The 25,145-nt window shown below is 68.5% G+C and carries 21 protein-coding genes; 7 read left to right on the top strand and 14 right to left on the bottom strand.

Annotated features, from left to right (window positions below):
- Nucleotides 1–40: 40 nt before the first annotated feature.
- Together QFZ33_RS16970 and QFZ33_RS16975 are read right to left on the bottom strand one after the other, a co-directional pair.
- Nucleotides 41–847 carry a transglutaminase-like domain-containing protein gene (locus QFZ33_RS16970; protein WP_307029348.1) on the bottom strand — a complete coding sequence of 269 codons (807 nt, stop codon included), beginning with the start codon at nt 845–847 and terminating at the stop codon, nt 41–43.
- 73 nt (nt 848–920) lie between these two features.
- Nucleotides 921–1,709 carry a hypothetical protein gene (locus QFZ33_RS16975; protein WP_307029350.1) on the bottom strand — a complete coding sequence of 263 codons (789 nt, stop codon included), beginning with the start codon at nt 1,707–1,709 and terminating at the stop codon, nt 921–923.
- An 84-nt stretch (nt 1,710–1,793) separates the two neighbouring features.
- Between QFZ33_RS16975 and QFZ33_RS16980 the strand changes: the two genes are divergently transcribed.
- Both QFZ33_RS16980 and QFZ33_RS16985 read left to right on the top strand, forming a co-directional pair.
- Entirely contained in the window at nt 1,794–2,456 is a 663-nt protein-coding gene (locus tag QFZ33_RS16980) for a DUF1684 domain-containing protein (protein WP_307029352.1), read from the top strand.
- Nucleotides 2,457–2,501: 45 nt separating this feature from the next.
- Nucleotides 2,502–3,380 (top strand): fumarylacetoacetate hydrolase family protein, encoded by an 879-nt coding sequence (locus QFZ33_RS16985; protein ID WP_307029354.1) that lies wholly within the window; start codon nt 2,502–2,504, stop codon nt 3,378–3,380.
- On the opposite strand, the gene QFZ33_RS16990 is transcribed toward QFZ33_RS16985, so the two are convergent.
- From QFZ33_RS16990 to QFZ33_RS17010, 5 genes are read right to left on the bottom strand one after another with little or no spacing between them, the layout of a single operon-like run.
- Complete coding sequence (locus tag QFZ33_RS16990; RefSeq protein WP_307029355.1) at nt 3,373–4,539, bottom strand: cysteine desulfurase family protein; 1,167 nt, start codon at nt 4,537–4,539, stop codon at nt 3,373–3,375. The two genes, QFZ33_RS16985 and QFZ33_RS16990, sit on opposite strands and share 8 nt — an antisense overlap.
- A 7-nt stretch (nt 4,540–4,546) precedes the next feature.
- The gene (nadC, locus tag QFZ33_RS16995; RefSeq protein WP_307029357.1) at nt 4,547–5,419 is read right to left on the bottom strand and encodes a carboxylating nicotinate-nucleotide diphosphorylase; all 873 of its coding nucleotides are present in this window, start codon (nt 5,417–5,419) and stop codon (nt 4,547–4,549) included.
- Nucleotides 5,412–7,298, bottom strand: coding sequence for an L-aspartate oxidase (gene nadB / locus QFZ33_RS17000; RefSeq protein WP_307029360.1), 1,887 nt, complete (start codon nt 7,296–7,298; stop codon nt 5,412–5,414). Before nadB ends, nadC begins: the two co-directional genes overlap by 8 nt.
- Nucleotides 7,299–7,308: 10 nt before the next feature.
- Entirely contained in the window at nt 7,309–8,619 is a 1,311-nt protein-coding gene (gene nadA / locus QFZ33_RS17005; RefSeq protein ID WP_307029361.1) for a quinolinate synthase NadA, read from the bottom strand.
- On the bottom strand, nt 8,616–9,326 hold the full coding sequence (locus QFZ33_RS17010) for an NUDIX hydrolase (RefSeq protein ID WP_307031870.1): 711 nt from the start codon (nt 9,324–9,326) through the stop codon (nt 8,616–8,618). Before QFZ33_RS17010 ends, nadA begins: the two co-directional genes overlap by 4 nt.
- Nucleotides 9,327–9,512: 186 nt before the next feature.
- On the opposite strand from QFZ33_RS17010, the gene QFZ33_RS17015 reads away from it, so the two are divergent.
- From QFZ33_RS17015 to QFZ33_RS17025, 3 genes are all read left to right on the top strand, one after another.
- Complete coding sequence (locus QFZ33_RS17015) at nt 9,513–10,904, top strand: amino acid permease (protein ID WP_307029363.1); 1,392 nt, start codon at nt 9,513–9,515, stop codon at nt 10,902–10,904.
- A 228-nt stretch (nt 10,905–11,132) separates the two neighbouring features.
- Nucleotides 11,133–11,960 carry an alpha/beta fold hydrolase gene (locus QFZ33_RS17020; protein ID WP_307029365.1) on the top strand — a complete coding sequence of 276 codons (828 nt, stop codon included), beginning with the start codon at nt 11,133–11,135 and terminating at the stop codon, nt 11,958–11,960.
- A 202-nt stretch (nt 11,961–12,162) separates the two neighbouring features.
- A complete protein-coding gene (locus QFZ33_RS17025; RefSeq protein ID WP_307029367.1) occupies nt 12,163–12,816 on the top strand; it encodes a phosphoribosyltransferase in 654 nt (217 codons plus the stop codon).
- On the opposite strand, the gene QFZ33_RS17030 is transcribed toward QFZ33_RS17025, so the two are convergent.
- The gene (locus QFZ33_RS17030) at nt 12,813–14,144 is read right to left on the bottom strand and encodes an MFS transporter (RefSeq protein ID WP_307029369.1); all 1,332 of its coding nucleotides are present in this window, start codon (nt 14,142–14,144) and stop codon (nt 12,813–12,815) included. The genes QFZ33_RS17025 and QFZ33_RS17030 overlap by 4 nt on opposite strands.
- Nucleotides 14,145–14,536: 392 nt before the next feature.
- Here QFZ33_RS17030 and QFZ33_RS17035 point away from each other — a divergent pair, with 392 nt between their 5' ends.
- A complete protein-coding gene (locus tag QFZ33_RS17035) occupies nt 14,537–15,268 on the top strand; it encodes an IclR family transcriptional regulator (protein ID WP_307029371.1) in 732 nt (243 codons plus the stop codon).
- Here QFZ33_RS17035 and QFZ33_RS17040 read toward each other — a convergent pair.
- The 4 genes from QFZ33_RS17040 to QFZ33_RS17055 all read right to left on the bottom strand — a co-directional run bounded on the left by QFZ33_RS17040 (nt 15,256) and on the right by QFZ33_RS17055 (nt 22,157).
- Nucleotides 15,256–16,635 carry an MFS transporter gene (locus tag QFZ33_RS17040; RefSeq protein ID WP_307029373.1) on the bottom strand — a complete coding sequence of 460 codons (1,380 nt, stop codon included), beginning with the start codon at nt 16,633–16,635 and terminating at the stop codon, nt 15,256–15,258. The genes QFZ33_RS17035 and QFZ33_RS17040 overlap by 13 nt on opposite strands.
- A gap of 185 nt (nt 16,636–16,820) precedes the next feature.
- Nucleotides 16,821–19,913: an AAA family ATPase gene (locus QFZ33_RS17045; RefSeq protein WP_307029374.1), complete on the bottom strand. Its 3,093-nt coding sequence runs from the start codon at nt 19,911–19,913 to the stop codon at nt 16,821–16,823.
- Nucleotides 19,910–21,082, bottom strand: a complete 1,173-nt coding sequence (locus QFZ33_RS17050; protein ID WP_307029376.1) for an exonuclease SbcCD subunit D — start codon at nt 21,080–21,082, stop codon at nt 19,910–19,912. Before QFZ33_RS17050 ends, QFZ33_RS17045 begins: the two co-directional genes overlap by 4 nt.
- A 55-nt stretch (nt 21,083–21,137) precedes the next feature.
- The gene (locus QFZ33_RS17055; RefSeq protein ID WP_307029379.1) at nt 21,138–22,157 is read right to left on the bottom strand and encodes an MIP/aquaporin family protein; all 1,020 of its coding nucleotides are present in this window, start codon (nt 22,155–22,157) and stop codon (nt 21,138–21,140) included.
- A 234-nt stretch (nt 22,158–22,391) separates the two neighbouring features.
- Between QFZ33_RS17055 and QFZ33_RS17060 the strand changes: the two genes are divergently transcribed.
- The gene (locus tag QFZ33_RS17060; RefSeq protein WP_307029381.1) at nt 22,392–23,510 is read left to right on the top strand and encodes an ADP-ribosylglycohydrolase family protein; all 1,119 of its coding nucleotides are present in this window, start codon (nt 22,392–22,394) and stop codon (nt 23,508–23,510) included.
- Here the strand turns inward: QFZ33_RS17060 and QFZ33_RS17065 are convergent.
- Both QFZ33_RS17065 and QFZ33_RS17070 read right to left on the bottom strand, forming a co-directional pair.
- A complete protein-coding gene (locus QFZ33_RS17065) occupies nt 23,497–23,976 on the bottom strand; it encodes a DUF4395 domain-containing protein (RefSeq protein ID WP_307031872.1) in 480 nt (159 codons plus the stop codon). The genes QFZ33_RS17060 and QFZ33_RS17065 overlap by 14 nt on opposite strands.
- A gap of 119 nt (nt 23,977–24,095) precedes the next feature.
- The gene (locus QFZ33_RS17070; RefSeq protein ID WP_307029383.1) at nt 24,096–25,109 is read right to left on the bottom strand and encodes an exonuclease domain-containing protein; all 1,014 of its coding nucleotides are present in this window, start codon (nt 25,107–25,109) and stop codon (nt 24,096–24,098) included.
- Between the last annotated feature and the right edge of the window lie 36 nt (nt 25,110–25,145).

Genomic DNA, 25,145 nt, shown 5'->3' on the forward strand with positions numbered 1-25,145 from the left:
GACGCCAGGCCCGCCGTCGGCCGCCTCCGGCGCGCTGCCGTCAGCTGATGATGACGAGTTTGTCCGGATCCTCCGCCGGCAGCTCGCCGTTCACCGTGGCCAAGACGCGGATCTCCCGGAGGGAGAGGCTTCCGCCTACGGTGGACAGGAAGGCCGTGTCCGAGGAGTCGCGTCCCGCGGAGATGCGCAGCATGGCCTCCCTGGGAGCGAGCCCGGTGGGGTCGAGCACGTGCCAGGCCCCGTTGACGTGGGCCTCGGCCACGGCATGGAAGTCCATCGGGGAAAGGCCCGGCGCATACACGGCCGCCAACCGGGCAGGCACGTTCTTGGCGCGCAGCAGCGAGATGGCCAGGTGCGCATAGTCCCGGCAGACGCCCCGCCGGTTCAGAAGGGTCTCCACAGCTCCGTCGGTTCCCCGGGAGGAGCCGCTGACGTAGCGCAGTTCGTTGAACACCCAGTTGCGGACGGCGTGCAGGAGTTCCTCGCCCTGGAGTCCGCCGAACTCCGCGTACGACGTGGGGAGCAGCCGGTCGGACTCCGCGTAACGGCTGGGCCGGACGTAGCGGATCAGATCCATCAGCGCCGCCTCCTCAGGTTCGGCACGGCCCCCGACGGTCGCCGAGTAATCCACGGTGACCTCCGTGGGGTCGGCGAACTCCATGTAGTGGAACCTGCCGCCATGGTGGTCCGAAAGCTCAGTCAGCGGAACCTGTTCCCCGCCCGCCGTCACGCTGAGGTTCTCCTCAAAGGACGTGTAGCCGGCGTTCCTCGCCACGGAGAGGGCCATCGCCACCTTGGTGTCGGCCACGGTCTTGAATACCAGGTGGGCAGCAACAGTTCGTTCCATGGGTCTCCGGGGTGTGAGGCGGCGTCAGCCAGTCGCGGCTGCGGACGGGGGATGTGCCGGAGGCGCAGCGGGACTAGTTTTTGATCTTCAGAGACATTAGCATCCGCTGGACATTGGCGAATTCGGAGCCCTCATTGACGTAGCCAGCGGCCTGGTCAAGCGTGTCGAAGGCCTTGGCCGGGGCCACCTTTTCGTCCGGTGCAAACGCCTTAAGGGAGCGCACGTCGCTGAACGAGTAGTTCCCCTTGCCTGCCAGGCCCTGCACCACGTTCTGCAGCTGGCAGGCCTTGGAATCGGCGCCGCCCACCAGGTTGGTGATGCCGAAGGAGCCGAAGTAGCGGTAGCCCTGGATCACCCTGAACACCACGTGCGGGTCGATGGTCCCCTGCCCGCCGCTGTGCGGCAACTCGACGGGGACACTGCTGACCACGACGTAGGATTTGCGGGCGGAGACGGCACACTTGACTGCCGCTGTATCCGGAAGGCCCGTCTGCAGGGTGGCCAGATAGCTGCCTTCCGCGTCCTTGACCTCGATCTTCACAGCGCCGGGAAGGGTTCCCTTGTCAGGTTCAACCGACTGGGCAATCCAGTCCTGCGGAAGCTCAAAGCTCGCGGTCTTGGCAGGGTCTGTGAAGACCTTCCACGCCGCTGCCGTGGCCCCGGCTGTCGCAGAGGCACCGGCCGACGCGCTTGCGGAGGGACTCGCGGACCCCGAGGCCGCACTGGTCCCCGGGCTGGTGCCCGGCTCCGCCGTCCAGGCGGGCGCGCCCTTGCCGTCGCTGCTGCAGCCGGCCATCAGTCCCGCCGTCAACAGCACGACGGCGGCGATCCCGATACGTCCAGAGGCCGTGATCCCTGTCATGGCTCCAGCCTAGCCGGGACGCCGGGTCCGTCGGGGCGTTGCCGGGCAGCGTTTCGACCATGAATTAGCAACTAGGCTGAGGTCATGGACGAACACGACCTGGACGAAGCAGAGCAGACCCTGGCGAACATGTCCGACCTCGACATTGCCGACTGGCGGCTGCGGACCTTCGCCCTCTACGACACCGTGCGCAAGATCGCGGCGGACAGCCCCGAGGAAGCCCACGCCTACTGGCGCCAGGAGCGCGACCGCATGTTCGGCACTCATGCTGCCTCGGCCCTGACGGCCGAGGCCAAGGCGTCCTTCTACGGGCTCAGGACCGCCGACTACGACCCCATCTACCGTTTCTACGTGCCCCTGACCAAGGAGGGCGCCGGGCGGGAAATGACCGTCGAAACAGGGACGGACGGGCTGGTCAGGTTTGTCCGGCTGGGAACGTTCGACCTTCCGGAGATGGGACAGTTGGCCGTGTGGAAGCTGATGGGCTACGGCGGCGGGATCTTCGTTCCGTTCCGCGACGCCACCGCCGGAAAGCCCGGCGGAAGCTACGGTGCCGGCCGCTACCTCCTGGACACCATCAAGGGCGCGTTCCATGGCGTCCGCGGCTCCGGATCCGACGCCCAGTACGTGCTGGACTTCAACTTCGCCTACAACCCCTCGTGCGCCTACAACGAGGCCTGGGCCTGCCCGCTCGCCGGCCCCGCCAACCGGCTGGCCGTGGAGATCCCCGTTGGCGAGCTGTACTGACGTCACGCAGTTCGGGCCGCTCCGCCCCGCACTTACGATGGCTGAATGACCCCAGCTCCCCCGCGGCGGATCGCCCGCGTCCGCCCCCTCGCCCCTGCCCCGTCGTCGTCCCCGTCCCCAGGCCCCTCCCCAGACTCGGACAAAGCACAGCTTCCCGAACAGTTCTTCGTGGCCAACGACGCCGCAGACTTCGCGGGCACTGCGGGACGGATATGGACGGTGGTGGAGTCCCCGTTCCCCGGTTCGCGCGCCAACGCCGGCAGCGCCCACCGCAAGGGGTGGGAGCCCGGGGCTGAGGTCCTCGAGGACAGCTTCACGTTCCTGGCACCGAGCGTGCCGGCCAACGTCCTCGGGATGGCCCACAACACCGGGCAGGCCGGCCGGGACGTTCCCGCACAGGCCTTCCACAAGGCAGCCACCAGCGTGATCGGCCCGGGCGAGGCGATTGAACTGCCGGCGGGAATTGGACTGGTGGAGCCGGAGGCGGAACTGGCCGTCGTCGTCGGCCGGACAGCGAAAAACCTGACCCTCGGCAACGCGCGGACGGCGGTTCTGGGCTACACCATCGGCAACGACGTCACCGCACGCAAGCTGCAAAAGTCCGATGAACTCTGGCTGAGCGCCAAAAGCCAGGACACGTTCACACCGGCAGGTCCCTGGGTCGTCACCGGGCTGGACCATGCGGACCTGCCTGTCGGCGTCGTCCACAATGGCACCGAACTGCCCACGGCAAGCACCGCCGACCTGGGCTGGAAGGTGGACGAGATCCTCGTTTACCTGACGTCCTTCATGACCCTGCACCCCGGCGACCTGGTGCTCACCGGCTTTCCGGCGGCCAGCACCGGCATCCAGCCGGGCGACACCGTGACCTGCCGGGTGGGCGGGATCGGGGAGCTCTCCAACCCCGTCACGGCCGCTAGCTGACCGATACGCCGCCCAGGTTCCGGACGCTTCCGACGGCGGCTGTCACCGCCGCCGCTGCTGCCTCCAGGTCGGCGGCGGCCACCGACGAATCACAGCTGAACCTCACGGCGGTCTGCGCCACCTCCGCTTCGATACCGAGTGCCACCAGCACCGGTGACGGCGCGTCCGATCCGGCCGCGCACGCCGAGCCGCTGGAGCAGACCACGCCCTGGCGCTCGAGTTCCAGGAGCACGGACTCGCCGCTGGTGCCCGGGAAGCAGAACGACGCCACGGAGGGCAGCCGTTCGGACGGATGGCCGGTCAGCAGCGCACCGGGAACACTGCCCAACACGGCGGCGATAAAATGATCACGCAGGCCCGAGACGCGGGCCGCGAGCGCGGGCTGGTCGGCGTGCGCCAGGGTGAGGGCGGTGGCCAAGGCCACGGCGCCCGCAACATTTTCGGTGCCGGAGCGCCGGCCGCGTTCCTGCCCGCCGCCATGCACCAGGGGCTCGATCCGGGTCCGGCCCCGAACGAACAGGACCCCGTTGCCCTTGGGCGCCCCGAGCTTGTGCCCGGAGATGCTCAGGGCGTCCACGCCGAGCGCCCTCGCATCCAGCGGCAGCCAGCCGGCGGCCTGCACGGCGTCGGTGTGGAAGGGGATTCCTCGCCCCCGCGCCAGGTCCGCCAACTTAGCGACCGGCTGGACGGTCCCCACCTCGTTGTTGGCGTACATGATGCTGACCAGCGCGGTTTCATCCCGCAGCACCGCGGCGAGTGCCTCCGGGGTCACGGTTCCGTTCCGGTCGACAGGCACGACGTCCACGGTGAAGCCGTGGAAGCGTTCCAGGTACCATGCGGACTCCTCCACGGCAGGATGCTCGACGGCGCTGATCACCACCCGGTTCAGCACCGGGTCCGCGGCCTGCCGCGCCAGGGCAATCCCCTTGACCGCGAGGTTGTCCGCCTCCGTGCCGCCCGAGGTGAAGGTGATCTCCCCGGGCCTGCAGCCCAGCACCGCGGCCACGGTCTTGCGGGCGTCCGCGAGCGCCCGCGCGGCGGAGTCACCGAGCGAGTGGTGGCTTGACGGGTTGCCGAATTCGCCGGTCAGGTAGGGCCACATGGCCTCCAGCACCTCCCGGCGGACGGGTGTTGTGGCTGCTGCGTCCAGGAAGATCATGGTGTGCTCATTCCACTGTCAGTTCGACGTCCAGGCCGAGGTCCAGTGCCGTGACGCTGTGCGTCAGGGCGCCGACGGAGATGACGTCCACTCCGGCGGCGGCGATGTCCGCCACGGTGCGGAGGTTGACGTTGCCGCTGGCCTCCACCACGGCCCGCCCGGCGATCTGGCGGACACCGGCACGGAGTTCCTCAAGGCTGAAGTTGTCCAGCATGATGGTGTCCACCCCCGCGGCCAGGACGGGTTCGATCTGGTCGGCGCTGTCCACCTCCACCTCGAAATGCGTCGTATGGCCCAGCTGGGCTTTGGCGTCGGCGAGGAGGGCGGTCAGCCGCGCCGGGTCTCCCCCGGTCATGACGGCTAGGTGGTTGTCCTTGGCCAGCACGGCGTCGGAAAGACTGTAGCGGTGGTTGGCGCCACCGCCGCAGCGGACGGCGTACCGTTCCAGGACCCGCAGGCCGGGCGTGGTCTTGCGGGTGTCGGTGATGCGGGCCCTGGTGCCGGCGGCCAGTGCCACGAATTCGGCGGTCTTGGTGGCGATGGCGCTCATCCGCTGTGCCAGGTTCAGGCCGACCCGCTCGGCTAGCAGCACGCTGCGCGCCCGGCCGGTGACCCGTGCGAGCTTTGTTCCGGCGGCGAAGGCCTCGCCGTCGGCCACGAGCAGCTCCACCTGCGTGTCTGGATCGACCATCAGCATGGCGTCGCGGAACACGCTGCCGCCGCTGAAGACGCCCGGGACGCGGGCGTTGAGCACCGCGGTGGCGCTGGCCTCGGCCGGGATCAGCAGCTGCGAGGTGATGTCGCCGCTGGGCGCATCCTCCGCGAAGGCCCGCTCCAGGATCTCACGGACGGGTGCTGCGGGGAGGGTCAGGCTAGTCATGGACAAGGCTCGCTTTCGGGCTCATTCTGAATTCTTCGTCTAGGTCGTGCGCCTGGTCGTTCAGGCTGATGACCGGCTCCGGCGGGCCGTCGTCGCGGTAGTGCGCGCCGAGCGACGCCCGCCGCTCTTCCGCCGCGTGGACCAGCAGCTGCGCGGCGAGGAGCAGGTTGGCGTCCTCATGGGTCCGCGGGTCCGCCGACTGCGGCACGGCTTCAGGACGGACGACGGCGGCCCACTCGGCCAGCGCAGCCCCCGCCTCCCGCAGCAGCCCCCCACTGCGCAACACCCCGGCATTAGCAGTCATCAGCCGCCGCAAAGCCCCCCGAGAAAACTCCCGGGGTTCGGCGCGGGCCTCATCGGAAGGTTCGGTTCGGGGCAGCCGGTCGAGCTCGCGTGCCCGGAGTTCAGGAACAGCGGCCAATATCTCCTCGGGGTAAGGCACAGCGGTTTGGGCATCCGTCCCCAAGTCGCGAGAGAGGGCCACGGAAGCGTCGGCTGACGGTGCCCCGGAAGCGTGCGTAAAAGGGAGGCCGCTAGCGGCCGAGCTAGCACGCGGAGGGGTGCCGTTAGTCGACGCCCCCAGCGGAGTAGTGCTGTCTTGCGACGTCCCAGACGAGAAATCGCCAAGGAACGCTTCGACAGCCCGCCGCCCGAAAACCAAGCCTTCGAGGAGGGAATTGCTTGCAAGCCGGTTGGCGCCCTGGACTCCGGTGCAGGCGACTTCACCGGCCGCGAAGAGTCCGGGGACGGTGGTGCGGCCGTGCAGGTCTGTGGAGACGCCGCCCATCCAGTAGTGCGCGGCTGGCGCGACGGGGACGAGTTCCCGGGTCCAGTCAATGCCGGCTTCGCGGGTACGCCGCGTGATGGTTGGGAAGCGTTTCGCCAGGAACCCCGCGCCCCTGGCGTCCTCGATGACCCGGGCGTCGAGATAGACGTGGCCGTTGGGGTCGCCGAGCGCGGCCAGGTGCAGGGCAATGCTGCGGGAGACGACGTCGCGCGGGGCGAGTTCGGCGTCGGGGTGGTAGCCGCGCAGGAAGCGGCGGCCCTGGGCGTCAACGAGGATGGCACCCTCGCCGCGGACAGCCTCGGAGATCAGCAGCGGGTCCTGGCCGTCGTCGGGCTTCGCTCCCCCGTCCGGCCTGACCAGGCAGCTGGGGTGGAACTGGAAGAACTCCAGGTCCGCGACGGCAGCACCGGCTCGCCAGGCGAGGGCCAGGCCGTCCGCGGTGGCAACGGAAGGGTTGGTGGTCTTTTCGAACAGCTGCCCTGCCCCGCCGGTGGCCAGCAGCACAGCGTCGGTCTGGATGCTTCCTGGCCGGCCGTCCTGCAGGAACTCAACGCCCGTGACCGGCCGGCCCTGCTGGAGGAGTGCAGTGACACTGGCATGGCCCAGCAGCCGGATCCTGCCCGTGGCCTGCCCGGCCAGCACCGCGCAGATCAGGGCGTTGGCGATGCCAGCGCCGGTGGCGTCGCCGCCGGCGTGCAGGATCCGCGGCGCGGAGTGGGCGGCTTCGAGACCCAAGGCGGGGTCGCCGCCGTCGTCAAGGTCAAAACGGACGCCAAAACGGCCGAGCCCGGCGATGTCCCGCCGCGCCTCGGTGCAGAGCACCCGGACAGCCGCCGGGTTGCAGTGCCCGGCGCCGGCCTTCAGGGTGTCGGCGATGTGGGCGGCCACGGTGTCTCCGGGCGACGGCTCGTCCAGGACGGCGGAAATGCCGCCCTGGGCGAAGTACGTGTTGCTGTCCGCGAGCGCGCCCTTGGTCAGCAGCACCACGTCGGCGCCTGATTCCGCCGCGAGCAGCGCGGCGTAGAGGCCGGCGATGCCGCTGCCTACGACGGCGAGCCGCCGGTGTCCGGCAGTTCCGTTTTCGCTGGTCATTGCGGGCTCTCTATTGGGGCTTGGCGGCGAGCATGCGCTCGAGTGCTGTCCTGGCGTCCTGCTGCACGTCGTCGTCCACGGTGATGCGGTTTACCACCCGGCCGGCGACGAGTTCTTCGAGCACCCAGGCCAGGTAGCCGGGGTGGATCCGGTACATGGTGCTGCAGGGGCAGATGACCGGGTCCAGGCAGAAGATGGTGTGCTGCGGGTACTGGGCCGCCAGCCGGTTCACCATGTTGATTTCGGTGCCGATCGCGAAGACGGTGGGCTCGGTGGCGGCCGCGATGGCTTTCTGGATGAAATCCGTCGACCCGGCGGAGTCGGCTGCGTCCACCACTTCCATGGGGCACTCGGGGTGCACAATGACGTTGACGCCCGGGAAGTCTGCGCGTGCCTTCTCGATCTGGGCCACGCTGAAGCGCTTGTGGACCGAGCAGAATCCGTGCCAGAGGATCACGCGGGAGGCCAGCAGGGCCTGTTCGTCGTTGCCGCCAAGTTCCTTGTGCGGGTTCCACATGGGCATCTGCTCGAGCGGGACACCCAGCGCCTTGGCCGTGTTCCGGCCGAGGTGCTGGTCCGGGAAGAAGAGGACGCGCTGGCCGCGCTCGAAGGCCCATTCAAGGACCGTCTTGGCGTTGGAGGACGTGCAGACGATGCCGCCGTTCCGGCCGCAGAACGCTTTCAACGCCGCGGAGGAATTCATGTAGGTGACCGGGATGACCGGAACGCGGCCTTCGGCGTCGGGCTCAGTGCCGAAAATCTCCTCAAGCTGCTCCCAGCAGTCCTCCACGGAATCGGCGTCGGCCATGTCCGCCATCGAGCATCCGGCAGCGAGGTTGGGCAGGATGACAGCCTGCTCCGGCATGGAGAGGGTGTCCGCGGTTTCGGCCATGAAGTGGACGCCACAGAACACGATCGCTTCGGCGTCGGGCCGGGTCAGCGCGGCGTTGGCCAGCTGGAATGAATCGCCAACAAAGTCGGCGTACTGGACAACCTCGTCGCGCTGGTAGAAGTGGCCCAGGATGACGGCGCGGTCACCCAGTGCCGCCTTGGCAGCACGGATCCGGGCGTCGAGTTCAGCTTCGCCTGCAAGCTTGTACTCCTCGGGAAGTTGCCCCTGGCGCGGCGTGGAGGCAGGAGCGACGTCCGCGCTGGAGGCGCCGGGACCGTAGGCGGGAACGCCGGCGAGCGTTTCCGCGAGGTCGTATTCCCAGGGGCCCTTGGCGAGCGCCGGGCTGCAGGTGCCGCCGGTGCCGGCTGCAGTGGCCAGCTCGGCCTGTTCACGCGTGATCAGCTGGATGGCAGTATTGACGCTGCTCATGGGGTGCTCCTGTTATCTGGGTCGAGGCCGGGGCGGCCTGTAAATCGGTAAAGACGCGGCGGGCGGTGCTTGCCGCCCTGGAGGTATTCACCGGTTTCTTCGATTTCCGGCGTCGACTTTATCTGCCGGCGGAAGTTGGCGGGGTCCAGCTGCGTGTCCAAAACGGCTTCGTAGACCTCGCGGACCTGGGCGAGGGTGAAGTATTCCCCCAGGAAGTGGTAGGCGATGGAGCCGTAGGCCAGCTTGTTCCGCAGGCGCCAGAGGGCGTAGTCCACAATCCCGTTGTGGTCGAAGGCCAGGCTGCCGAGCTTGTCGGCGCGGAACCACCGGACGTTCTCGGATTCGTCCGCGAGGGCAGCTTCGGTGGGCTGGACCAGCGCCCAGTAGACGATGGACACCACGCGCTGCGTGGGCGAGCGGTGCATGCCGCCGAAGGCGTAGAGCTGCTCAAGGTAGCTGGGTGCCAGCCCTGTTGTTTCCCTCAGGTTCCGCGAGGCAGCGTCCTGCAGGGATTCAGCGTGGGTCAGCGGACCGCCGGGCAGGGCCCAGAGCCCCTTGAACGGCTCCCGGATCCGGCGGACCAACGGCAGCCAGAGCGTGGGCCGGCCAGAGGACTCGCTGGGGCGGAGCGCGAAAATCACCGTGGAAATGGCGAGCGACGGCGGCGCGGACTGCCGCTCGGCCACGTTGGCTGAGGTGGTGTACACGGTAATCACCCGCTCCGCTGCGATCGGCCGGCCCGGCTGGGGGCCGCCTCGGTTAGTTATAGTCAATTTGACTCAAACTGATTCTACGGCCGGTTGCCCGGGATGCAAAATGTTTCGCCGGAAGTTGGGTGTAAATTCGAAAGGTCCCAAAAGGACCTGTTCCCCAACCCCAAGAAGGTACGCAGCATGACGATGAAGTCCACGGCAGAGCGACCCGCAGTACAGCTCCGCCACAGCATGAAACCCCGCCAACTCACCATGATGGGTCTGGGCAGCGCCATAGGCGCCGGGCTCTTCCTGGGTTCCGGCGCCGGTGTCCAGGCGGCCGGCCCGGCAGTTTTGGTTTCCTACCTTGTGGCCGGCACGCTCATCATCCTGGTCATGTGGGCGCTGGGCGAAATGGCGGCAGCCAACCCCAACAGCGGCGCCTTCTCCGTTTACGCCGAACGCGCCATGGGCAGGACCGCCGGGGCAACCGTGGGCTGGCTCTGGTGGCTGCAGTTGGTGGTGGTCATTGCCGCCGAGGCGCTCGGCGCCGCGGGGCTGCTGTTTTCGGTCTGGCCGGTGGTTCCGGTGTGGGCGCTCTCCCTGGTGTTCATGGTGCTGTTCACCGGCATCAACCTCGCCGGCGTGAAGAACTTCGGTGAGTTCGAGTTCTGGTTTGCCATCCTCAAGGTGACCGCCATAGTCCTGTTCCTCGCCATTGGCGCCGCACTGCTCCTGGGGCTCCTGCCGGACGCGGCATCCCCCGGCGTGGCCAACATCACCGGAGACTTCGCGCCCTCGGGCCTTGCCGGCATTGCCACCGCACTGTTTGTGGTGATCTTCGCGTTCGGCGGCACGGAAATCGTCAGCGTCGCAGCGGCTGAGACCGAAAACCCCGAGCACAGCGTCACCAAGGCCATCCGGACGGTCGTGTGGCGGATCCTCGTCTTCTACATCGGCTCCGTCTTCGTAATCGCAGCCGTCCTTCCCGCCACCTCGGAGGCCCTGTCCTCGCCCTTCGCGGGCGTCCTGGATGCCGCCCGCATCCCGGGTGCCGCCACCGCCATCACCCTGGTGGCCGTCGTCGCCCTGCTGTCCGCCCTGAACGCCAACCTGTACGGCGCCTCGCGCATGGTGTTCTCGCTGGCAGAGCGCGGCGAGGCTCCCGGCTTCCTGTCCCGGCTCAGCGGCGCGGGCGTGCCGATGGTCGCCGTCGGAGTCTCCGTCGCATTCGGCTTCATCGCCACTGTCCTGGAACTGCTGTTCCCCGAGCGCATCCTGCCGGCCCTGTTCCAACTGGTCGGGTCCACTTGCCTCGTGGTCTGGGGTTCGGCACTGGTCTCTCAGCTCATCCTGCGCCGGCGCGCAGACCGCGACGGCACTCCCCTGCCGCTGCGGATGAAGGGTTTCCCCGGGCTCACAGTGTTCGGCCTGGTTCTGCTGGGGCTGGTGTTTGCTGTGGGCTTCAGCGCCGAGAGCAGCCGCATCCAGCTGATCAGCACGCTGCTGCTGATTGCCGGCATTGCCGCCGCCTGCTGGGCAGGCGCGCGGTTCGCGGCAGCCCGGCGCGCCCGCGCCCGGTCACACAGGTAGCCGGCACCTGCCGAGCCCCGGGATTCCGGCCCCCCACCGCCCAACCAGGTAGCAGCACAGGGGGTTCCCAAGGCTGGGAACCCCCTGTGCTGCCACCCAGTTGGGAAGCCGTGGATTTCCCCGGTCGGCCGACAGGTAGAGTGGTGCCCATCCACGGCGGACCGGCGACGAAGCAGTCCGGGCGAGCCTGTACATGAAGAGGACTGAGACTTGACGAGGACTGAGGCGATGAGCGGCAGACACACCGGTGAACAGCACTCCCACACGGTCGAGGGCACCGACCCGCAGCTATACGTCGGGGTGCACGACCCCAAGAACGACGCCGGACTCCGCCCCATCCTCCTCATCCACGGCTTCTCCGCGTCCAGCAAGCTGAACTGGGAGGACACCGGCTGGATCCCGGCTCTCCTGGAGGCCGGCCGCCGCGTCATCGCCGTCGATCTTCCCGGCCACGGCCGCAGCGGCGCGCCGGAGGACATGGACTCCTACTCGCCCAGCCGGATCAGGGCGGACCTGCTGCAGATCGCGTTCGACGCCGGCGCCCGGCCTTTGCGCGACGGTGACCCCGCCAGCGGGCTGGACGTGATCGGCTATTCCCTCGGTTCCCGGCTCGGCTGGGAGTTCGGCGCCACCCAGCCGGAGCTGGTCCACCGGCTGGTCCTGGGCGGCCCGAACATGGCCGACCCGCTGGCGGCCTTCGACCTCGTGGCCGCCCAGCGCTACCTGGCCGACGGCACGCCCATCGCGGACGCGTCCACGGCCAGGCTCCTCAGCATGGCGCAGGCGCTGCCGAGCAACAACATCTTCGCCCTGCTGTCCCTGGTGGAGGCCATCAAGGGTGAACCGTACGACCCGGCCGAGGCCGTGCCGCACATGCCCATGCTGCTGGTGGCCGGCGAAAACGATGAACGCGCCACGTCCATGCCGCAGCTTGCCGAACTGGCAGTGAAGGCCGGTTCCGCGGCCGAGCAGCTGGTGCTGCCCGGCCGCACGCACACCAACGCCATCACCAGCCGCGCCTTCAAGCAGGCGGCCATCGCGTTCCTCGGCAACTAGGGGACCTCGGCAGTCAGGGGACCTGCCAGCTGGGGGTCCGGCAGCTGTCGCGTCGGTCGGCTGTCGCGTCCCTCAGCCCGCGGATCGGCCGGGGGTTTCCCTGCCCTGAATCCCCCGCCGGAACGCCGTCGAATACCCCGGCTCCCGCCGGAGCCGGCGGGCGTAGGCTGGACTTTGGGGGGAGACACCGGAAGAGGAACCCATGGGCATGGTTTTTGAGGACCGGGAAGACGCAGGACGGCAGCTTGCGGCCGCCCTTCCGCAATTCCGCGAGCGCCCGGACACCCTGGTGCTTGGCCTGGCCCGGGGCGGCATCCCGGTGGCCGCCGCCGCGGCCGGGGTCCTGCACCTGCCCTTCGGTGCCCTGCTGGTCCGCAAGCTTGGCATCCCGGGCCATGACGAGACTGCATACGGCGCGCTCGCATACTCAGGCGGAAGGATCGTCCGCCTTCTCAACAGGCCCCTCGTGGAGCGGATTTTGGACGACGGCGTGCGGCAGGAGTGGCTCGACCAGGTGGAGCACCGGGAGCGGACCGAACTGATGCGCCGCGCCGACAGCTATCCGGCTGTGCACCCCGACGTGAACGGCAAGACGGCCCTGCTCGTGGACGACGGCCTGGCGACAGGGGCCACCATGCGGGCGGCCGTCGAGGCGGTACGGATGGCCGGCGCTGCATCGGTAGTGGCCGCCGCGCCCGTCGGTTCAATCGAGGCGGAAAAGTCGTTGTCCCGGGTCTGCAATGTCCTGTGTCTCCACCTGCCCGGAAGATTCCGGGCAGTGGGAGCCTTTTACCGGCACTTTGAGCAACTGAGGGACGAGGACGCCATTGCCCTGCTGCACGGCGCCCGCATCTAGTGCCGGCTCACACCGAGGGGCCGGCCCCTCGTTTCCTTCGCCAGTATCACGCCGATGGCTGAGATGACGCACAGAACCATGATGTAAATGCCGATGGAGCCAGTCCACTTGGTGCTCTGCAGGAGCGACTCGGCGATGGTGGCGGCAAACGCGCCGCCCAGGATGGCGCCGAATGCGTAGCCGATCGAGATCCCCGAGTACCGCACGTTGGCGGGGAACATCTCCGCGTACATGGCCGACATGGGGCCATAGGACAGGCCAAGGCCCACCGTAAGGACAAACAGCGCCACGCCGTAGAGCACGATGTCCTTCGTGTCGATGAGGGCGAACATCGGGATCATCCAGGCGAAGACGATCGCGTAGCCGGTCAGGAAGGTCTTGACCCGGCCGATCCTGTCCGAGAGCCAGCCGCCCACCAGGGTGAAGATCAGCCAGCCGAAGGATGCCAGCGTGGTGGCCAGCAGAATCTGCGGCGTGGGCATTTTCAGTGTCCTGGTGGCGTAGGCGATGAAGAAGGCAATCAGGAGGTAGCCTGCCGCGTTGTTGCCGATGAAGATCAGGGTGGAGTGCAGTACCGCCTTCTTGTGATGGCGGATGAGCTCGCCGAGGGGCGCCTTGCTTTCGGCCTTGCGCGCGGCCATTTCCTTGAAGACCGGGCTTTCGCCTACTGCACGGCGGATCAGGTAGCCCACCACGATCAGCACAATGGAGAGCAGGAAGGGAACGCGCCAGCCCCAGGAGGCGAAGTCTTCCCTCGACATTCCGGTGTTCAGGAAGAACAGCAGCCCCGTGGCCAGAATCATGCCGACGGGAACACCGATCTGCGGGTAGGCGCCGAACAGCCCCCTCTTGTGCAGCGGCGCGTGCTCCACAGCCATGAGGGCGGCCCCGCCCCATTCTCCGCCGGCGGAGAAGCCCTGCAGCACACGGAGGAAGATCAGCAGGATTGGAGCCCAGGCGCCGATTTGGGCGTACGTCGGCAGCATGCCAATCAGTGCCGTTGCGGCACCCATCATGATGAGGGTGAACACCAGCATTGCCTTGCGGCCCAGGCGGTCGCCCAGGTGTCCGGCAACGATAGCGCCGAGCGGGCGGAACAGGAAGCTAATGCCGATCAGGGCGAAGGAAAGGATTTGCGCCAGTCCCGGGTTGGATTCGTTGAGCGGGGCGAGGAACAGCGGGGACAGCAGCGTTGCCGTCAGCTGGGCGAAGATGAAGAAGTCGTACCACTCGATTGTGGTGCCCACCAGCGTGCCGGCGAGGACTTTGCGTTCCTCACGCTTGCTGCTGGGGCCAACCTCTGAATCTACGGGTGAAGTTGCGGTCATTGAAACTCCGTGGCCGGGGGCAGTGCTACTGCCAAAGTTGATGTGAAGCTATTCGATTTACTGATCGAACGGTCAGTTAGTGTGAGGATACTACGAAGTGTGATCTGGCGCACCCCTCAGCCGGTCCGGCCAGAAACTAGCGCAGTCGCGCCCTGGCTGGTCCGCCAGCAGCTCGTCGGCGGGGCCCGCTGCTGGATTGACCATCATCATTGATCCCCAAAAGCGCATCCTTTTTGTCTCTGGCGCACCGTGCCGCAGTCACTCTAAAACTGTCTGCAGCCAAGCTGTTCTATAGTTGAACCGGCAATTCCTATGTAGAACGGTTGCTAAGGTGACAGGCTGCATTAGCTCCCTTGGCTAGCCGCCCCGCTTACATGCCTAGGATGGACAGCATGACTCCCAACGCCGGTGCCGCAGCGCAGGTTGCGCCCGCCCAGACCTCCCCATCGCAGACCCTCTCCCGGGGCATCCGCGCATTGGAGATCCTTGCCGAAGCCGACCGCCCGCTGACCATCGCCGAGCTTGCGGAGGCCATGGGCGTACACCGCTCCGTGGCCTACCGGATTCTGCGGACCCTTGAGGACCACTCCCTGCTGGTGCGCGACGACGCCGGCCGGGTCCAGCCGGGCCCCGGCCTCGCGGTGCTGGCCCGCGGGGTTTCGCGGAACCTCCAGACCGCCGCCCTGCCGGAACTGACCCAGCTGGCCAATACGCTCAACATGACGGCCTTCGTGGCGGTGTGGGACCACCAGGACTGTGTGACGCTTGTGACGGTGGAACCCCGACATTCAGCGGCTACGGTGCTCCTCCCGGGATCGCGCCATCCAATCAGTACGGGCGCGCCCGGCATCGCCATCCAGTCTGCGCTGTCCGAACACGAGTGGAACCGCCTCGCTCCCGGGACGCCCTACCGCCCCGAGGCTGCCGAAGCGCGCCGCCGCGGTTACTCGGCCAGCCATGACGAAGTCATCGCCGGGGTTTCCTCGCTTGCTGCGCCGGTCCGTGTGCCCGGCGGACGCCCGGCGGCTGTCGCCGTCGTCTACATCCGCTCATCGCAGGATCCGGCCGAGGTGGCCGCTGCCCTGACCGCCAGCGCGGCCCGAATCGAAGGTCAGCTCGCCTGAGCTGACCGCTTCCGGGAACGGACGACGACGGCGGCCGCCGCCCCGAGAGCGAACAGCGCCGCCGCGGCGGCTGCCGAGACGAGGAAGGCGGCGTGGTGGCCCCCGTCCTGTGCCAACTGGCCGCCGATGGACGAACCTAGCGCGGTGCCGGCGACGATGCCGCTGGCGAGCGCCGTCATCACAGTGGCCAGCCGGCCCGCCGGCGCCACGAGCCCGCCAATGGCAAACACTGTAACCATGACCGGACCCACCGGCAGGCCCAGTGCAAGCAGTACCAGCACCATGCCCCAGCCGTCGGCTGGAAGGAACAACAGGGCAGACAGCCCGGCCATGGCTGCCGCCCCGGTCACCCAGCGGGCAGTCACGGGGAATCCGGCCGGCCAGTATGCCACCGAGATCGCGGCCGCGGCCGAGCTGATCCCCATGACGGCGTACAGGAGCCCGGCCGCCTCTGACGTTGCGAAACCGGCGGCAAACGCGCTCAAGGCTGCCTGCGTGGAGCCGAAAAACGTGCCCATACAGACCATGGCCAGGACGGGAAGTGCCACGGCGGCCAGACCGGCAAGACGGGCGCCGGACCGGGTTTCGGCATTTCCCCTCGCGGCATTTCCCCTAACTGGGCGGCTGCCGGCGTGGGTACTGACGGCAGCCCGCCGCGGAACGGCCGTATGGGTACGGTGGACGGCGAAGGCCGGAACGAGCGTGAGGGTGAGCGCGGCGGCCAGGGCCAGCGGCAGCCACGGTGCTACCAGGCTGGCGAGGACGCCCACGAGGGCCGGACCCAGCACGAACGTCAGTTCGTCGGCTGTGCTCTCATAGGACAGCGCGACGTCCAGATCGGTGCTGTCCCCCGCCCGCCGGGTTTCGGCTGTGAGCGCCATCCACCGGACGCGGGCCAGCGGGCCGACCTGGGGGCAGCTGAGGCCTGCCGCCAACGCGGCCGCGATGACGCCCCGCGCGGCGCCGACGTCGTGCATCCCGGGAATCAGATACGCGGTGGCAATGACGGCAAGTACGGCCACGACGTTCAGGATGGCCGAGATCAGCAGTACCGGGCGCTGGCCGAGCCGGTCGGCCAGCCAGCCGAGGATCGGCGCGCCCACGGCCGAGCCGATACCGACGGCGCCGGCAGCGGTTCCGCCCACCGCGTACGAGCCGGTGACCGATGTGGCAAGGGTGAGGGTTCCCAGGGTCAGCATCGCGAGGGGCAGGCGGGCAAACAGGCCCACGGGCAGGAATCCCCTGCCCGCCAGAGCCGGCAGGCGCGCAAAACGGCCGCCGAACTGCGGGGCGGGCGCCTTGGTGTTGGCGGTCGGGGCGATGGGACGGGGGTCGGCGGGTGGTTGGGGCGCCGTTGAAGTGCTCATGTATGCGGGCTCGTTCAGTCGTGCGCATCGTCCCTCCTCCCGTGCGCTGAACCCGGTAACAGTCCTATGGTACTGGACACGTAATACGGCACGCGGAGGTCCCACGGCGGGACGCCCGGTGGGCGGAAACCCGGCCCGAAGTGATACCGCCCGTGATGCCCGTCTGGCGGCGTGCATCGCCGGGTTCAGGCCGTTACGAGCGCATCAACGATGTGCACCGTGGAGCCGTTGCGCTGCTTCACCACCTGGAGCTGGCTGCCGATGCGCTGCTTCATCTCCCCCACGTGGCTCACCAGGCCGACCACGCGGCCGCCGTCACGCAGGCCCTCCAGTGCATCCATAACCTGCTCCAGTGCCTGCTCGTCGAGGCTGCCGAAGCCCTCGTCAACGAACAGGGTTTCAATGTCGACACCGCCGGCCTCCTGCTGCACCACGTCCGCTAGGCCCAGGGCAAGCGACAGCGAGGCCATGAAGGATTCCCCGCCGGAGAGCGTCGAGGTGTCGCGGCGGCGGCCGGTCCATTCGTCCACCACTTCCAGCCCCAGCCCGGATTTGGCGTTCCGGGCCGCCCTCGCGTCCGAGTGCTGCAGCGTGTAGCGGCCGTCGCTCATGGCGACAAGCCTTTCCGATGCGGCAATGGCAACCTGCTCGAGCCGTGCCGCCAGGACATACGCGTTCAGGCTCATGCGGTAGCTGTTGTCGCCGGAACCGCGGGCCGCTTCGGCGAGGCCTTTCAGGACTTCGGCGCGTTCCCGGGGCTCCCGGCCGGATTCAGCGAGTTCCCCATACTCCGCACGGAGGCGTCCCAGGGTCTTGGCGCCCTGCCGCGCCATGCCCGCCGCCAATTCGATGTCCCTTGCTGCTTGGGCGGCCTGTTCGGCTTCGGTGCGCAGCAGGTCCAGGTCCGCTGGCGTGGTCGCGGACCCACTTTCGTGTTCCCTGGCTGTTTGTTCCTTTGCTGCGACAACGAGCTCTTCACTGGCGAACAGTTCCTCCAGCCGCGCTTCCTCGTCCCGCCCGGCCTGGACGGCCGACTCCAGCCTCGCCGCCTCCGGGGCCGGCAGGAGAGCCAGGCGTGCGTCAGCGGCGGACTCAAATCCGGCCTCGGGAAGTGCGTGGTCCAGCTGGGTCCGCGCCTCAGCAAGGCGGGCCGCGGCGTGATCCAGCTGCGCGCGGGCAGCATCAGCCTGTTCCAGGATGTCGACAACCTGCCCGATGGCGTCGCTGCGGAGGCCGAGGCTGGCGTGGCCGGCACGAAGCGCTTCGAGCGACGATTCCAGGGCGGCGGACTGCCGTTCGATTTCGGTCAGGGCGGATTCTGTTTGCGCCAACTGCGACAGCATGTCCACCCGCACCTGCTCCGTGGTGTCGATGCGCTCAGCAAGTTCCTCCTGCCGGCTCCTGCTGGCTGCCAGTTCCGCTACGGCCGCTGCCGCCTCGGCAGCAGCTTCCCGGGCGGCCTGGGCGGCTTCCTCCGCTTCGGCGGGATCGGTGTCACCGCCTTGGCCGGCGAGAACGGCGACCAGCTGCCTGGCCTCGGAGAGCTCCGCGTCCAGTGCAGACAGCGCCCTCTCGGCCGCCTCGCTGCGCTCCTTGGCTCGTTCCTCTTTCTCGGCAAGCCCCAGGACGGAGTCCCCGGCGGGAACCGGCTCGGGGTGCTCCGGGCTGCCGCAGACGGGACAGGGCGCGCCGCGTTCCAGGTGCGAAGCCAATTCGGCCGCCGCATTGGACAGGCGTTCCTCGCGGACGTCCAGCCATTGCCGGCGCAGTTCCTGGTGGTGTTCCCGGCCTTTGAGGTGCCGCTCGGTGACGGCAGCGCACCCGGCCGCAGCAATTCCGTAACGCCTGACAACGTCCACCAGCTCGTCGGCGGCGGCCGCTTCCTTGGTGCGCAGCACGGATTCCCCTGCCAGCTGTTCAAGCGGCTGAAGGGCTGCACGCAGGGCCTCCATCTCGGTGCGGAGGGAAAGCAGCCGGACGGCGTGGTCATCTCCGGCACGGGTGAGTTCCTGCCGCCGCTTCGCAAGCCCGGCGGCCCGTGCGTGCAGGCCACCCAGCCGGTCCTCATCGGCAAGGCGTTCGCCGATCACAGCGGCCAGCGCCCGCAGCCGCGAAAGCTCCCTGGCCACGTCGACGGCGCTGTGTTCAATTACGGCGCCGTGTTCTGCAGTGCCGTGTTCTGCAGTGCTGTGTTCCATAACTGCCAGTTCGGAGCTGGAGCTCGCTGCCTCCCGCACGCCGGCAGAGGCGAGGTCGAAGGCTCTTTCCGCCCGGGCAAACAAGGACTCGGCGGCGGTCACGGCCTTCAGCTGGCCGCCTAGGAGCTCGGCCTTCCGGTGCAGGTCAAGCGCGGCTCCGGCGCTGGTCAGTCCAGGGGCGGCGGCCTCTGCATCTGCCCTCCGGCGCAGGGCAGCAGCAAGCTTCAGGCGCCTTCCCTCCCTTGCCAGCTCCGCTTCGAGCCGCTCCGTGCACCCGCGGCGCTGCTCCTCGGCGGATTCTGCCTCCCCGGCCAGGGCCGAGGCACGCTCCGAGGCTGCAGACTCCAGCCATGACAGGAGTTCGCGACCGCCGGCAGATTCCGGCGACGCATCGGGGTCGACTTCGAGAGCCGTGGCCTCCGCCCTGGCCCTCGCCACCAGCAGGCCCAGCCTGCCCTCAAGATCGGCTACTTCACTTACGGCCCCGGCGGCCTGTAACGCAAGCTCCCGCTCCACTGCCTCGAACCGTTCGGTCCCGAAGAGCTTCTGCAGCAGTTCGAGGCGGTCAGAAGCCTTGGACCGGAGGAACGCGGCGAAGTCCCCCTGGGGGAGCAAAACCACGCGGGTAAACTGCTCCCGGTCCATGCCGAGGAGCGCGGTGATCTCCGCCCCGGCTTCGTCGTTCCGGCCGGACTTTTCCACCCACGCACCTGCCACCCGTTCGCGCAGCAGCGTCTTGGCCTGCTGGGTGGTGAACCCGTTCCGTCCGCGGGCGCTGGGCTTGTCCCAGGCCGGCGAGCGGGAAACCTCAAAACGCCTGCCCCGGGCCGTGAATTCGCAGGTCACGCGGGGTTCGGCAGCCGAGTCCGCGTGGTCGCTGCGCAGCCTCTTGCCGTCCTGCCGCGCGCCCGGCACGGACCCGTAGAGGGCGTAGCAAATGGCATCCAGCACGCTGGTCTTGCCGGCGCCGGTGGGCCCGTTAAGCAGGAACAGCCCGTGGGCGCTCAGCCGGTCAAAATCGATTTCCTCGGTTCCGGCAAACGGCCCGAACGCAGTGATTTCCAGACGGTGGATCCTCACAGTGATGCCTCCTGCAGACGCACGTTCTCCAAAGCTTCGGTGAGGGCGGCCTGTTCCGCCGTCTCCGGCTCCCGGCCGCGGACGTGTTCGAGGAATCCGCAGCAGACTGCGAGGTCATCCTCCGCCTCCGCCAGCCGGCTGCTGTAGCTCGCCTGGGAGGCGGCGGGTGCCCCCTCCGGCTCGAAACCGAGGACGAGCGTGTCCGGGAACCTGGCCCGCAGCCGCTCCATGGCCTGGGCCGGCCGCTGGGCGTCCGTCAGGGTCACCTGGCAGTAGGCTTGCTCGGCCCAGGCGTGCCCAGGGGACTCCAGCAGCCCGTCGAGTGTCCCCCGGAGGACGGCAAGTTTCCGCGGCGCCTCCCAGAGGATCTCCTCCACGGCGGTGACCCCGGACTCGTCAACGTCAACGAGCCAGCCGCCCTTTTGGTGCTTCGCTTCGGAGAACGAGTAGGCCAGCGGAGAGCCCGAATACCGCACCTCGGCAGAGAGGGACTGCCGACCGTGCAGATGGCCAAGTGCTGTGTAGCTGAAGCCGCCAAACAGGTCCAGCGGCACGGCGCCCACTCCCCCGATGCTCAGGTCGCGTTCGCTGTCCGAGCTGATGCCCCCGCTGGCGAAGGTGTGTGCCAGCACCACGGAATGGACCGTCCGGGATTCGCTGCGGGTGGCGACGTCGGCCCTGATGCGTTCCGTGGCGGCGCGGGTGACTTCGAAGTGGCTGGCGGTGTCCACTCCAAGTTGCTCGGCGACCAGCCGGGGTTCGAGCCAAGGGATGCCGTAAATGGCCAGTACACAATCAGTCCCCGTGCCGCCGAGTGGCAGCAGGACGGGGACGTCCAGCTCCTGCAGGCGGGTGCGCAGATGAACGCCGCCCTTCTCCAGAAGCCGGGAGGCGAAGCCGAGCCGGATGGCGGAGTCGTGGTTTCCGCTGGTCAGCACCACCTGTGCGCCTGCCCCGGTCAACCGGACCAGGGCATCGTCCAAGAGGTTGACGACATCGACGCCGGGCAGTGCCCTGTCGTAGACGTCGCCGGCGATCAGCACGACGTCGACGGAGAGTTCCCTGACCCGGGCAACCAGCTGGTCGACGAAGGCGCGCTGGGCGTCCAGCATGCCGACGCCGTGGAAGGACCGGCCCAGATGCCAGTCGGAAGTGTGCAATAACCGCATATTCATAAGCTAGACGCGGGCACCGACAAAATAGCCGACCCCGCGCCTCGGCGCGTCAGGACTCCTTGCTGCGCGGCCCGTCGAAGAAGTCGCGCGCCTCGTCGCCGCCTGCACCGGGCGCTGCGGCCGTGCGGCCCGCATCGGTCCCGTGACCGTCAACCACATGCCGCTCTGCCGCCCGGCTTTCCGCGGCCGCCGCGGTTTTTTCGGCTGTTTCCTGGACTGAGGCGCCGTCGAAGTCGTCCCCGAGCTCAGACTCGGGATCCGCCTCGACGTCGGCGTGGTCAGCCCCGCCCGCGTCGGCGGCGCTGCGGTCCCGGGCGTCGGCGAACCCACGGAATACAAGGCCAGCGATGCCGGCACCGACGATCGGGGCCACCCAGAAAAGCCACAGCTGCTCCAGCGCCCAGCTGCTGCTGAACAGCGCCGAGGCGGTGGCCCGGGCCGGGTTGAAGGGCGCGTTGCCAAGGGCCTGGCCCAGCTGCAGCAGCACGGCAAATGCCAGCCCGACGGCGAAGGGGGCAGCGGCCGCGTGGTTGTTGCGGCGGGCCGTCATGCCAAGGAACACAGCGACCAGGAGGGCTGCTCCCAGCACTTCCACGAGCAGCACGCCGGCCATCGACGTCTGGATCACGGAGTGCTCACCGAAGCCGGCGGTGACGGTATCAAATGCCGTGCGGGCGTCGGAGATGTTGGGCACGGTGCGGAGGATGCCGAACAAAGCGAGCGCGCCCGCTACCGCGCCGACCAGCTGCGCACCGATGTACGCTGCTGCAGCGGCGATGCCGATCCTGCCCGCCACGAGGTTGCCCAGGGTGATCGCCGGGTTGAAATGCCCGCCGGAGATGTACGCGAAGGCCAGCATCGCCGCCGTCACGGCAAGGCCTCCGGCGAGGGCCCCGGGCAGCGGATTGGACTGCGGCAGGGTGAAGAGCGGCACACCCAGCCCGGCGACCACCAGAAAGAGCGTTCCGAACGCCTCCGCTCCGAGCCTGGACAGGAGCCCAGGCCGGAATTCGTTGTCACCGGCGGAATGCCGGTCATCGGTCGGGGGGACGGACACAGGGGTGCTCATGGGGGAATCCTTTTGTTTCTGTCTGCGGGGAATGCCGCTCGCTTCGGGAGCCGGCCCCAGCAGTCTGGCAGCAAAGTCTGGACGGTTGCTGAATCCGAGCTTATCGTCCGGCGCCCGCACCCCCGGCATTGGGAGTGCGACATCACAGCACGGTCCGGGGTCACAGCGGTCAGCACCACAGGATCCAGAATCACAGAGTCGGGACAGCTCCGGCGGGCAGGTAAATTTGCCTGCATGAGCAACGTTCCCCGCACCGTTCCGTCCCCCGAGTCCCGCATCCATGGCTGCCTGCTCGGCGGCGCCCTCGGCGACTCGCTCGGCTACGCCGTCGAGTTCGATCCCATAGACGAGATCCGGCGCCGTTTCGGCGCCGCCGGACTCCGGGATTTTTCCGCGCTCGACGGCGGGACCCACTTCTCGGACGACACCCAGATGACGCTGTACACAGTCGACGGGATCGTCGAAGCCCTGGAGTGGGCCAACTCGGGTGTTGGTGCTGACGCCAATGCCTGCGTGTGGCTTGCGTACCTGCGCTGGCTGGACACGCAGGGAGTGGCCGTTCCCGAATCCGCGCCGCGGCCGCAGTCGCGTTGGATTGACGGCCAGGAGGTGCTGCGGCACCGGCGGGCACCCGGCAACGCCTGCCTGAGCGGGCTGGCCACCGGCGAAATGGGGACCATTGTCCGGCCGGTCAATCCCGATTCGAAGGGCTGCGGAACCGTCATGCGATCCGCGCCGTTCGGCCTGGTGCCGCACATTCCGGCGGAGTCCGTGTACAAGTTGAGCTCGGACGCAGCATCGCTCACCCATGGGCATCCCTCCGCCCGGCAGAGCGCCGGCGCTTTCAGCCTGCTCATCCATTCCCTGGTCCAGGGCAGCAACCTGGCCGAGGCATCACAGGCCGCACTCGCCCGTGTGCTCGCCGATGACGGGGCAGCGCCCGAACTCCGCGAGCGGCTGGATGCCGCAATCCGCCTCGCCGGCCAGGCCGGCGCGGACCCGGTGTCCAGTTCGGTGCCCGGTTCGGTGCTCAGCCCCGAGGAATTGGTCCGTGCACTCGGTGAGGGCTGGGTGGCGGAGGAGGCCCTCGCCGTCGGACTTTATGCGGTCCTGGCGACTGCCACCCAATCAGAGGTAAATGGCGAGCCCGACCCGGTGGCCCACTTCAAGGCCGCCATCGCCCTGGCCATCAACCACAGCGGCGACAGCGATTCCACCGGCTCCATCGCGGGCAACATCCTGGGTGCGTACTACGGCACGGACTGCCTGCCCGCGGACTGGCTGGAAGCGCTGGAGGCCCCCGAGGTGATCCGCGGCATGGCCGGGCAGTTGGTTGCCGTTACGTCTGCCTAAGCGAAATGTTGTTGCAGGCCTCGCAGATGTCCTCCGGTATGAGGCCGCGGCGCTGCAGCAGGCTGAAGATGGCACAGCCGAGGCAGAACCCGGCGAAGGCCTCCAGTGAGGCGGCAACAATCAGCACAGCCAGCAAAATCCACGCGGCAGGCGCCAAGCCGGCGGCCAGCAGGACGGCGGCGGCAGTGGACATGGCGGCGCCGATGCCCTGGGCGAAACGTTTGGGTGGGCCCGGCACGAGTTTGACCCGTCCCAGCCGCGGAGCGAGGACCCTCACAGAAAGCAGGGCGAGCGGGGAGATCCTCGGGCCGAACAGCACGCGCAGCCAAAAACCGGCGGCAATAACCGCCAGGCCCCAGCCGAAACCGGTGAGCAGCGTCGCGGCGGCCAGCAGGACCACCAGCCCGGCGGTGATGCGGGCCGCGTATTCGTTGACCGGATTGGGAAAGGCGAAGACGGAACCCAGCCCGCCCTGACTGCGCAGTTTGCCCCGACTGCCCAGCTTGCCCAGTTCGCCCAGTGTGCCCAATTTGCGTAGTTTGCCCATGAGGCAAGGCTAGGAGAGGGGCCGTGGCGGAGGAAGCTTTATTGCGCCATGTGTACGGGCGCCCCGCCCACCATCTGCAGGAACTCCCCTTCGGAGATCACCTCGATGGCCTGGCCGCGGTCGTGCAGCTCCAGCACTCGTTTGGCCTTGCCGGTGAGCCGGCCGGAGCGCAGGTCGCCGGCCACGAAGCCGTCGCCCACCACCAGGACGCTGGTCCGCGCCGTGACCCGGCTTTCCGGGCGCGCCCCCAGTTCCGCGGACCGGGTCTTCGCTTCGGGCCGCGGCATCGCGAGCTGGCCGGTGAACACGACGGTCTGGCCGAACAGCGGGTTCCCGGGTTCAGCGTCGGAATTGGGCTCGGGATTGGGCCCTTCCTCGGGCCACCCGCTGCGGAACGGCCGGACCGCCCGGCCGGCACTGGCGCCGCCAGTGACGGCGAGGGCTGAGACGGTCGCCTTGGAAAGCTCGCCGCTGGACGGATCGAACGCGGGCTGCTGAGGTAGGGACAGCCCCAGCGAAAGGTAAAGCTCGGCGATGCTGTTGGCCCGGTTTCGCCCCGCGATGTCGATGAGGATGCCGGCGCACGCCCGGGCATCCTCGGCGGCGTCGTGGTGGTTCACGAGCGGCACGCCTGCCTCCTCGGCGGCAAAGGGCAGGGAATTGGACACCAGGGAGTAGCAGCGCCGGGACAGCATCACAGTGCATACGTAGTCGTAGGCGGGACCGGGAAGCCCCGAGACCTCAAGCCCGGAGCGGATCACGCCGAGGTCGAAGGCGGCATTGTGGGCCGCGAGGATGTCACCGCCGATGAACGCGCCGATCTCCGGGAACAGCTCCCCGAAGCGGGGCCGGCCGGCCACCTGTTCGGGCCTGATGCCGTGGACGCGGACGTTGTGGTAGTCGAACGAGTCGTGGTTTTCGGGCGGCCGCATCAGCCAAGAGGCCTCCTCGACGATGACGCCGCCGCGGACCTTGGTGAGGCCAACGGCGCACGGCGAACCGCGGAAGCCGTTGGCGGTCTCGAAGTCGATCGCCGTAAAGTCCAAACTCACGGGGACAACTGTAGCCCGGCGGGGGCGCGGAGCCCG

Origin of the sequence: Arthrobacter globiformis (genome assembly GCF_030815865.1) — a bacterium.
Lineage (GTDB): Bacteria > Actinomycetota > Actinomycetes > Actinomycetales > Micrococcaceae > Arthrobacter > Arthrobacter globiformis_B.